9 protein-coding genes and 1 pseudogene are annotated in these 8591 nt (G+C 67.2%); 3 read left to right on the top strand and 7 right to left on the bottom strand.

What is annotated here, in order from left to right:
• Positions 1-104: 104 nt before the first annotated feature.
• The 4 genes from ABZW74_RS23110 to ABZW74_RS23095 all read right to left on the bottom strand — a co-directional run bounded on the left by ABZW74_RS23110 (position 105) and on the right by ABZW74_RS23095 (position 4072).
• A complete protein-coding gene (locus ABZW74_RS23110; RefSeq protein ID WP_240862432.1) occupies positions 105-1055 on the bottom strand; it encodes a tetratricopeptide repeat protein in 951 nt (316 codons plus the stop codon).
• 65 nt (positions 1056-1120) lie between these two features.
• A complete protein-coding gene (locus ABZW74_RS23105) occupies positions 1121-2287 on the bottom strand; it encodes an MFS transporter (RefSeq protein ID WP_355279689.1) in 1167 nt (388 codons plus the stop codon).
• A 44-nt stretch (positions 2288-2331) separates the two neighbouring features.
• Positions 2332-2691, bottom strand: coding sequence for a DUF3817 domain-containing protein (locus ABZW74_RS23100; RefSeq protein WP_240862403.1), 360 nt, complete (start codon positions 2689-2691; stop codon positions 2332-2334).
• Positions 2692-2848: 157 nt separating this feature from the next.
• Positions 2849-4072, bottom strand: a complete 1224-nt coding sequence (locus ABZW74_RS23095; protein ID WP_355279686.1) for an acetyl-CoA C-acetyltransferase — start codon at positions 4070-4072, stop codon at positions 2849-2851.
• An 82-nt stretch (positions 4073-4154) separates the two neighbouring features.
• Here ABZW74_RS23095 and mce point away from each other — a divergent pair, with 82 nt between their 5' ends.
• Together mce and ABZW74_RS23085 are read left to right on the top strand one after the other, a co-directional pair.
• Positions 4155-4628, top strand: coding sequence for a methylmalonyl-CoA epimerase (gene mce / locus ABZW74_RS23090; protein WP_355279683.1), 474 nt, complete (start codon positions 4155-4157; stop codon positions 4626-4628).
• A gap of 28 nt (positions 4629-4656) precedes the next feature.
• Entirely contained in the window at positions 4657-5610 is a 954-nt protein-coding gene (locus ABZW74_RS23085) for a hypothetical protein (protein WP_355279681.1), read from the top strand.
• 17 nt (positions 5611-5627) lie between these two features.
• Here ABZW74_RS23085 and nucS read toward each other — a convergent pair whose 3' ends face one another.
• On the bottom strand, positions 5628-6311 hold the full coding sequence (gene nucS / locus ABZW74_RS23080) for an endonuclease NucS (protein ID WP_240862412.1): 684 nt from the start codon (positions 6309-6311) through the stop codon (positions 5628-5630).
• Positions 6312-6347: 36 nt separating this feature from the next.
• Positions 6348-7781: a glutaminase A gene (gene glsA, locus ABZW74_RS23075; RefSeq protein ID WP_355279677.1), complete on the bottom strand. Its 1434-nt coding sequence runs from the start codon at positions 7779-7781 to the stop codon at positions 6348-6350.
• 36 nt (positions 7782-7817) lie between these two features.
• Between glsA and ABZW74_RS23070 the strand changes: the two genes are divergently transcribed.
• Complete coding sequence (locus ABZW74_RS23070; protein ID WP_355279674.1) at positions 7818-8474, top strand: hypothetical protein; 657 nt, start codon at positions 7818-7820, stop codon at positions 8472-8474.
• Position 8475: 1 nt separating this feature from the next.
• Here ABZW74_RS23070 and ABZW74_RS23065 read toward each other — a convergent pair.
• A pseudogene (locus tag ABZW74_RS23065) lies at positions 8476-8591 on the bottom strand (transcriptional regulator); the annotation flags it as partial.

Here is an 8591-nt window from a genome sequence, read left to right as displayed (position 1 = left end):
CCATCACGAAGGGTCAATGCCGGGGCCGGGGAATTCGCCATAACTCATCCTCCCAGCCCGGAAAGCGTTTAAGAACTTACGACACGCGACACTAGGTGTCAGACTCAGTACAGCGCGCTGGCCAGTTTCCGACGAGCTGCCACGACGAACGGTTCGGCCGGATCGAACAGCTCGAACAGTTCGAGAAGTCGGGTGCGAGCGCGCGTGCGGTCATCACCCGCGGTGACCTTGACGACGCCGATGATCCGATCGAACGCGGCCTCGGGTTGCTGCGAGAGCAGGAGGACGTCGGCCGCAGCGAGCTGTGCATCGACGTCACCGGGTGCCGCGGTCTCCACTATCGCCGGGTCGTGTGCCTGCGCCCGCAGCACAAAGTCGAGATTCCTTGCCGCCGAAGCTGCTTCGATGTTCTCCGGTTCGGCCTCGGCGATCGCCCGATACGCGGCGAGCGCACCGTCGAAGTCGCCGTCGTTCATCTTCTGCTCGGCAGCGAGCATCCGCGGATCCTCGGGCTCGGGTTCGGGCGCCTCGCCCTCCGGTGCGCCGGTGAGCGAGTCGCCGACCTGGGCCAGGATCTCGTCGACCCACGCGATGATCTCGGCCTCCGACCGAACACCGTTGAACGCCGAGACCGGCTGGCCGTGCACGATGGCGACGACCATCGGGATCGACTGCACCCGGAAGGCCTGGGCGATGCGCTGGTTGGCGTCGACGTCGATCTTCGCGAGCACCCAGCGTCCGCCCGACGCGGCGGCGAGGCGCTCGAGCACCGGCGACAACTGCTTACAAGGACCGCACCACTCCGCCCACAGATCCACCAGCACGAGCTGTCGGGTCGAGCGGTCGAGAACCTCCGTCTCGAAGCTGGCATCGGTGACGTCGATGACGGACGCTCCCCCACCGCCCGCAGACGAAGGAGCGGGCGCGGCGGGCGCGTTCTCCGGAACTCCGGGGACGGGTGACGCGGCGGGCACTCCACCGGGTCCTCGCTGCGTTCGCGCGCGCTGGGCGTCGGCGCGTTCTTTGAGGCCCGCAAGATCGACGGCTCCGGACATCGCGACAGCTGCGGCAGCCTGCTGTCGGGCCGCTGCGGCGGCTTGCTGCCGATTGGTTGGTCTGCTCACCCTTCTAGTGTGGCACGACGCGCAGAACGCGGACGCACGACTCCCGCCGCCGCCCCGGCGAACACCAGGGCCGCCACTGCGGCGATCAGACCCGTCCCCAGAGTGGTAGTGCTGCTGATGAATCCGACGACCGCCGGCCCGGCGAGCATGCCCAGGTAGCCGCAACCCACCACCATCGAGATGGTGCGGCCACCGGTCCCCGCGGTGAGGTTTCCGGCCGCGGTGAAGATCTGCGGGATCAGGCCGGCCAGGCCGATGCCGAATACGATCCAGCCCGTGATCGCGACGGCGGGTGTCGGCGCGGATATCGCGGTCACCATCCCGACGAGCCCGATCAACGATCCGTAGCGGACCACTGCGACGGCGCCGACACGCTCGACCACGCCGTCGACGACGAACCGCGCCACCGTCATCGCGGCACTGAAGGCGCCGAAGGCCACCGCGCCGACGGCCTCCGAGGTGCCGAACGTCTCGACGATGTGCAACGCACTCCAGTCGTACGCAGTGCCCTCGGCGAGCATCAAAGCGAAGGCGACCGCCGCGAGCAATGCGAGGCGTCGCAGGTCCACGCCGTCCCACCACCGCGGTGTCCGACCGGTCTCGCGCTCGGCGACGTCGTCGGTCGCCGTAGCGGCTTCGGCGCCGACATTCGGGCCGGCGAGTGCACGGGAGACAATCAGGGCGAGCACCGCGCCGGCGGCCGCGGCGACCGCGACCGTCTTCACGGGACCGACATCGGCCCAGAGGGTCGCCGCGACGAGGCCGGAGCCGACGAGACCACCGATCGAGAAGAACCCGTGGAATGCCGACATGATGGGTCGGCGGTACGCGCGCTCGACCGCGACCGCCTGGGCGTTCATCGAGACGTCGAGCGAACCATTGGCGAAGCCGAACGCCACGAGCGCCGCAGCGAGTTGCGCAGCGCTGTGGGACAGGACCGGCGCGACGATCACCGCCGACAGCAGCAGGGCCGCCGCGATGGTCAGTGGTTTGGATCCAAACCGATCGATCAGCGGCCCGCAGACCTGCATGCCGACGAAGGCGGAGGCGCCCAGCAGCAGGAGCAGCCCACCGAGCTGGTCGTGCCCGACCCCGGTCTGCGCACTGATGACCGGAATGTGCGCCACCCACAACGCCGCCAGGAAGCCGTTGAGCGCAAAGATCGACGCGACGGCAACTCGGGCCGGACGCGGGGTGGCGGGCGTGGTCAGGCCGTGAGCCCCTGGGGAGCACTCTCCTCGGAGAGTTCGGCGAGATGACCGTTGCGCTTGGCCCACCACTCGAACACCAGCGTGCCGAACGGCGGGATGCTCGAGATCAGTGCGAGCGCGGTGACCCCGACACTCCAGCGCAGCTGGCGCCAGCTGATCAGCGACACCGCCACGAACACCATGAACACGATGCCGTGCACCATGCCGGGTACCGCGACGGCCTCCTCGTGGCCCAGCACCCACTTGAAGAACATCGCCACCAGCAGGGCGGCCCAGGTGATGGCCTCGGCGACGGCGACGAAGCGGAATCGCTTGGCGGGTGTGGACAGGTCGAAGATCTGGTTCATGGGCTCCATTGTGCCGAATCGGACATCGGACTACGACAAGGTGTAGTAAAGGTCTCGATCAGGCCTTCGGCACACGCACGATCAGCGCGTCGCCTTGGCCGTCTCGACGCGATCAGGATTTCGGCACACGCACGATCAGCGCGTCGCCTTGGCCGTCTCGACGCGATCAGGATTTCGGCACACGCACGATCAGCGCGTCGCCTTGGCCGCCCGCACCACAGAGTGCGGCCGCCCCGATGCCACCGCCGCGGCGCTGCAATTCCAGCGCCAGGTGCAGGGTGATGCGGGCACCCGACGTGCCGATCGGGTGGCCCACGGCGATCGCGCCACCGTTGACGTTGACGATGTTCGGATCGATGCCGAGCTGCTTGGTCGACGCGAGCCCGACCGCGGCGAAGGCCTCGTTGATCTCGACCAGATCCAGATCGGTGGGCTCGATGCCTTCACGAGCACAGGCCTTGGCGATGGCGTTGGCAGGCTGCGCCTGCAATGACGAGTCCGGTCCGGCGACCACGCCGTGCGGCCCGATCTCGGCCAGCCAGGTGACACCCAGTTCCTCGGCCTTGGCCTTGCTCATCACGACCACCGCGGCAGCGCCGTCGGAGATCTGCGACGAGTTGCCCGCCGTTATCGTCCCGTCCTTGCGGAAGGCCGGACGCAGACCCGACAGCGAGTCCGCGGTGGTGTCGGCACGAATGCCCTCGTCCTCGGCGAACTCGATCGGGTCGCCCTTGCGCTGCGGGATGCTCACCGGCACCACCTCATCGGCGAACAGGCCGTTCTTCCAGGCAGCTGCGGCCAGCTGATGGCTGCGGGCGGCGAACTCGTCCTGCTCGGCCCGGGTGAAGCCGCGTGTGGCCTCCCCAGCACCGACCTTCGACCCGATGTCGTTGCCCTCTTCGGTGAGCGCACCCATCGGCTGATCGGTGAACGCATCCCACAGGCCGTCGAAAGCCATGTGATCGACCAGTTCGGTGTTGCCGTACTTGAATCCGCCGCGACTACCGGGCAGCAGATGCGGTGCCTGGGTCATCGACTCCTGGCCGCCCGCCACGACGACGTCGAACTCGCCTGCGCGGATGAGCTGATCGGCCAGCGCGATGGAGTCGATGCCCGACAGACACATCTTGTTGATCGACAGGGTCGGCACGTCCCAACCGATTCCGGCCTTGACCGCCGTCTGGCGGGCCGGCATCTGTCCGGCGCCGGCGGTGAGCACCTGCCCCATGATCACGTAGTCGACCTGGTCGGCCGCCACACCCGCTCGCTCGAGAGCACCCTTGATGGCGATCGCGCCGAGGTCGACGCCGCTGAACCCCTTGAGGGAACCGAGCAGACGACCGAACGGCGTCCGCGCGCCGGCGACGATGACAGTGGAATTCGAGGACATGAGTGTGCCACCTCCGAGACTGCGAGCGGGGTGACCGAGCGCCCGCTCTGTGCGCTTTACCCCTCAACGCTACCGTTAGGACATGACCACCTCAGCAGCAGACCCCAACAGCCCGACCGCCGTCATCGCCGACCTCGTTGTCGCCATCGACCACGTGGGCATCGCCGTCCCCGATCTCGACGCGGCCAAGAAGTGGTACGCCGATCACCTCGGCTTCGAAACCCTGCATCAGGAGACCAACGCCGAACAGGGCGTCGAGGAGGCGATGGTCGGACCGGCCGGCGGCGGCGCGGTGATCCAGTTGCTCGCGCCGCTCGACGAATCGTCGACGATCGCGAAGTTCATCGACCGCAACGGTCCGGGCCTGCAGCAGTTGGCCGTTCGGGTGACCGACGTCGACGCGGTCACCGAGCGTCTGACGTCGGCGGGCGTCCGTGTCCTCTACCCCGCCGCCAAACGCGGCACCGCAGATTCGCGCATCAACTTCGTCCACCCCAAAGACGCAGGTGGAGTGCTGTTGGAACTGGTCGAGCCGGCGGCTGCTTCCGGTCACTGATTCCGAGGTCTCCGATAGACTGGCCCGCATGCCAGCACCCGCCCAGAGGCAGTTGCCCTTTGCCATCGTGATGCGCGGTTACGATCGCGATCAGGTCGCCGACCGCCTGCAGCGCCTCGACGCCGAGTTGCGGGTGCTCGCGGCCGATCGCGACGCCGCGACTGCGAACGCTCACGAGCTCGCGACGCATCTGCAGAATGCGCGCGACGAGATCGAGGAGTTGCGGCGCGAGATCGACAAGTTGTCGGTGCCCCCGACGACCGCACAGGGCATGAGCGAACGCCTGTCCCGCATGCTGCAGCTCGCTTCCGACGAGGCGTCCGAGATGCGTGCGGAAGCAAGCGCAGAGGCCGCCGAGACGCTGTCGGTCGCACGCCAAGAGGCCGACGAGATACGCACTCAGGCGCATCAGGACGCCCAGCGGGTCCGGGCCGAGGCCGCCACCGCCGCCAAGAATCTCGTCGACAATGCCGACCGTCGTGCCCGTGAGGTGAAAGAGACCGCCGCGGCCAACGAGTCGGAATCGGCCCGATTGATCGCCGAACGGACGGCGGCGATGGAGGCCGAACACACCAAGACGATGGAGGCCGCGAACGCCGAGGCCCATCGCATCGTCGAAGCGGCCAAGGCACACGCAGCCGAGCTCGACGCGACGAGCTCGGCCCAACGCCAATCGGAACGCGAACGGCACGAGGCCCAACTGCAGGCCGACCGCGAGCGCGCCGACGACGAGGCCGCGCAGATCAAACAGACGGCCCTGGACATCGCCACCTCTCGGCTTGCACGCTCTCGCGAACTGGCCGCGCAGGCCGACCGCTCGCGACAGGACGTCGCGGAGAGCCTCGACCGCCTGCGCAACCGCGTCGCCGACCTGCCCGAACTACTGGTGCGGCCCGACGACGTCGACTACAACGCACGCTCCGACGAAGACGATCGCAAGCTGCTCGACGAGCACCTGTCGAGAGCCACCTCAGCTCCCTGAGGTGCCCGAGGCACCGCCTAGAACAACCGGAACTCGGTGCTCTCGGCACCTCGAAGTGCGTCGTAATCGAGTACCAGGCAACGAATTCCGCGATCCTCGGCGAGCGTTCGTGCCTGCGGTTTGATCTGCTGTGCGGCAAACACCCCGTGCACCGGCGCGAGGAGCGGATCCCGATTGAGCAGTTCGAGGTATCGGGTGAGCTGCTCGACGCCATCGATCTCGCCGCGACGTTTGATCTCGACCGCGACGGTCTGGCCGTCGGCGTCGCGGCAGAGCAGATCGACCGGCCCGATCGCCGTCATGTACTCGCGTCGGACCAGCGTGTGCCCGGTGCCGAGGGTCTCGACGTGCTCGGCAAGCAACTCCTGCAAGTGGGCCTCCACGCCATCCTTCACCAGGCCGGGATCGATGCCGAGTTCATGCTCGGAGTCGTGCTCGATCGACGCGATGGTGATCCGCAGCTCCTCGCCGGCCTTGTTCGTCACGACCCAGTAGTGCGCGGCTTGCACGCCGTCCGGGATCGGCGCCTCGGTGAGCCAACACGGCGGGCTCATCCAGTTCAGCGGCTTGAAGGCGCGGTCGTCGGCATGCACGCTCACCGAACCGTCGGCCTTGATCAGCAGCAGCCGCCGGGCCATCGGTAGGTGGGCGGTCAGCCTGCCGACGTAGTCGACCTGACACTCGGCGATGACGAGACGCATGGTGGTCACCTTAGCCCGGAGCGATGTGGCGACCGATCAGGCGTCGGATTGCTGTTTGAGCAGAAACGCCTCGGCGTCCTCGATCGCCTCGTCCATCGTCGAATGCACGTGGGGCAGCGTGGGATCGAACCCCAGAAGATCCTCGGGGACATTCAGATTGGGAGCAATCGCGTCGTTGCGATGCCGCTTGACGCTGGTGCGCACCACGTTGTCGGGGTCGACCAGCATGGCTTTCCGGCCGCGTTCGTCGAGCGTCCGTTTCGCACTGAGCAGCATCGTGCGGGCAACCGGATCGATCACGCCGATCCGCGAGATCTCCACGATGGCGACACTGAGATCGTCCATGTCCGTTTCCAGACGTCGCAGCGCGCTTTCCGCGCCCGCGAAGGTCAGATCGCCCTGGAGTTCATAGACCCGAACGCGATCGCGGCAGGTACGCAGGAAGCCACGCTCCCGCTCGGTCCAGTCCCCACTGACCTCGACACCGTCGAGATCGTAGACCGAGCGGATCGTCACACGGCTCTCGCGCGTGACGTTGAACATGTGCAGGCCCAGGTCCGTCGACAGGTGCCGACAGGTCTCGACCCCGCGCACACTGTTGCCGTGCTCGTCGAGCCGAGGCGAGTACACACCGATACCCAGCTGGCCGGGCAGCACCGCGAGAATGCCGCCGCCGACCCCGCTCTTCGCGGGCAGGCCGACACCGGTCACCCAATCGCCCGCGCCGTCGTACATCCCGCAGGTCGTCATCACGCTCAACAACCGCTGGGCGACCTCCTGGTTGAAGACCATCCGCCCGGTCCGCGGGTTCAGTCCGCCGTTGGCGATGGTCGACCCGATCGCGGCCAGGTCGTCGGTGGTGACCCGGATCGAGCACTGCCGGTAGTAAAGATCCAGTGCCGCATCCGGATTCGTGTCGAGGGCACCGAAGCTGTCCAGCATGTATCCGATCGCGCGGTTGCGCGACCCGGTCGCCTTCTCGGATGCGTAGACGGCCTCGTCCAGCGTGAGCCGACGGCCCGCGCACGCCGAGTAGAAGTCGAGCACCTCGCCGAACACCTTGGTCACCGTCGCCTCGTCGATCTCGGTCACCGGAGGGAGCAGCAGCGATGCGGCAAGGATCGCGCCCGCGTTGATCATCGGGTTCTTCGGACGGCGCCGGTCGTCGACGCTGATCTCGTTGAACGCCTCGCCTGACGGCTCGACACCGATCTTCTCGTCCACCATCGCGTTGCCCAGCCGGCTGATCGCCATCGCATAGGTGAGGGGTTTGGAGATGGATTGGATGGTGAATTCCACCGACGAGTCGCCGTGCGAATACATGTGCCCGTCGTGGACGCACAGCGACAGCCCGTACCCGTCCGGGTCGACGGCGGCGAGCTCCGGGATGTAATCGGCGACATTGCCCGACCGTTTGCCGGTGCAATCGGCCATGATGTGGCGAAGGTATCCGTCGACATGAGAGAACATGTCCTTGAATCTAGCGAAGCGAGGGGGGTCCGAGTCGTGGCCGAGCCAACCACCGAACGAATCTGGTCACCGACACCGACGCATCAGTGCTGGGCTTTCATCATCGGTTCCGCGCTGTTCGCTCTGGGCTCGGTGCCGAAACTCGGTGAGACGCTCGGCGTCGACGCGATCAACATCTGCTATTTCGTCGGTGCCTGGTTCTTCACAACCGGCGGCTTCATCCAGCTGCATCTGAGTGGTCCGCGCAGCACCGACGGGCCCGATGGCCGGCCGACACTGCGGGTCGATTGGCTCACTGCGGCAACCCAATTCGTGGGCACCCTGGCGTTCAACGTCAGCACGACGTTCGCACTCACCGCCGACACCGTCACCGAGATCCAACGCCGGGTCTGGACCCCGGACGCAGGCGGTTCGGTGTTGTTCCTCGCCAGCGGTGTGTGCGCAGTGGTCGGATACCGCGGACCACACCGGCTGTGGGCACCCCGTGTCCGCGAGTGGTGGTCGATCATGATCAACCTGGCCGGCTGTATCGCGTTCGGAGTGTCGGCCGTCGCGGCATTCGTGACGCCTTATGGCGTCACCGTCGACGCAGTGCTCGCAACCAGCGCCACCCTGGTCGGCGCCCTCTGCTTCCTCGTCGCGTCGGCGATCATGCTCGGGCCGTCCCGTTCAGAGGTGCCGACAACGGGATAGCTCAACGCACCTCGACGCGCACCCCGTCCGCGAACCGGTACGGGTTGGCGGCGATCAGGCCGCCGAGATGCTTGCGCAGCCGCGAGATCTCGGCGCGCACGGTGACCACACGGTCGT

It is taken from the genome of Gordonia sp. NPDC003585 (assembly GCF_040610755.1).
Lineage (GTDB): Bacteria > Actinomycetota > Actinomycetes > Mycobacteriales > Mycobacteriaceae > Gordonia.
This window is presented reverse-complemented; position numbering and strand designations above follow the sequence as displayed.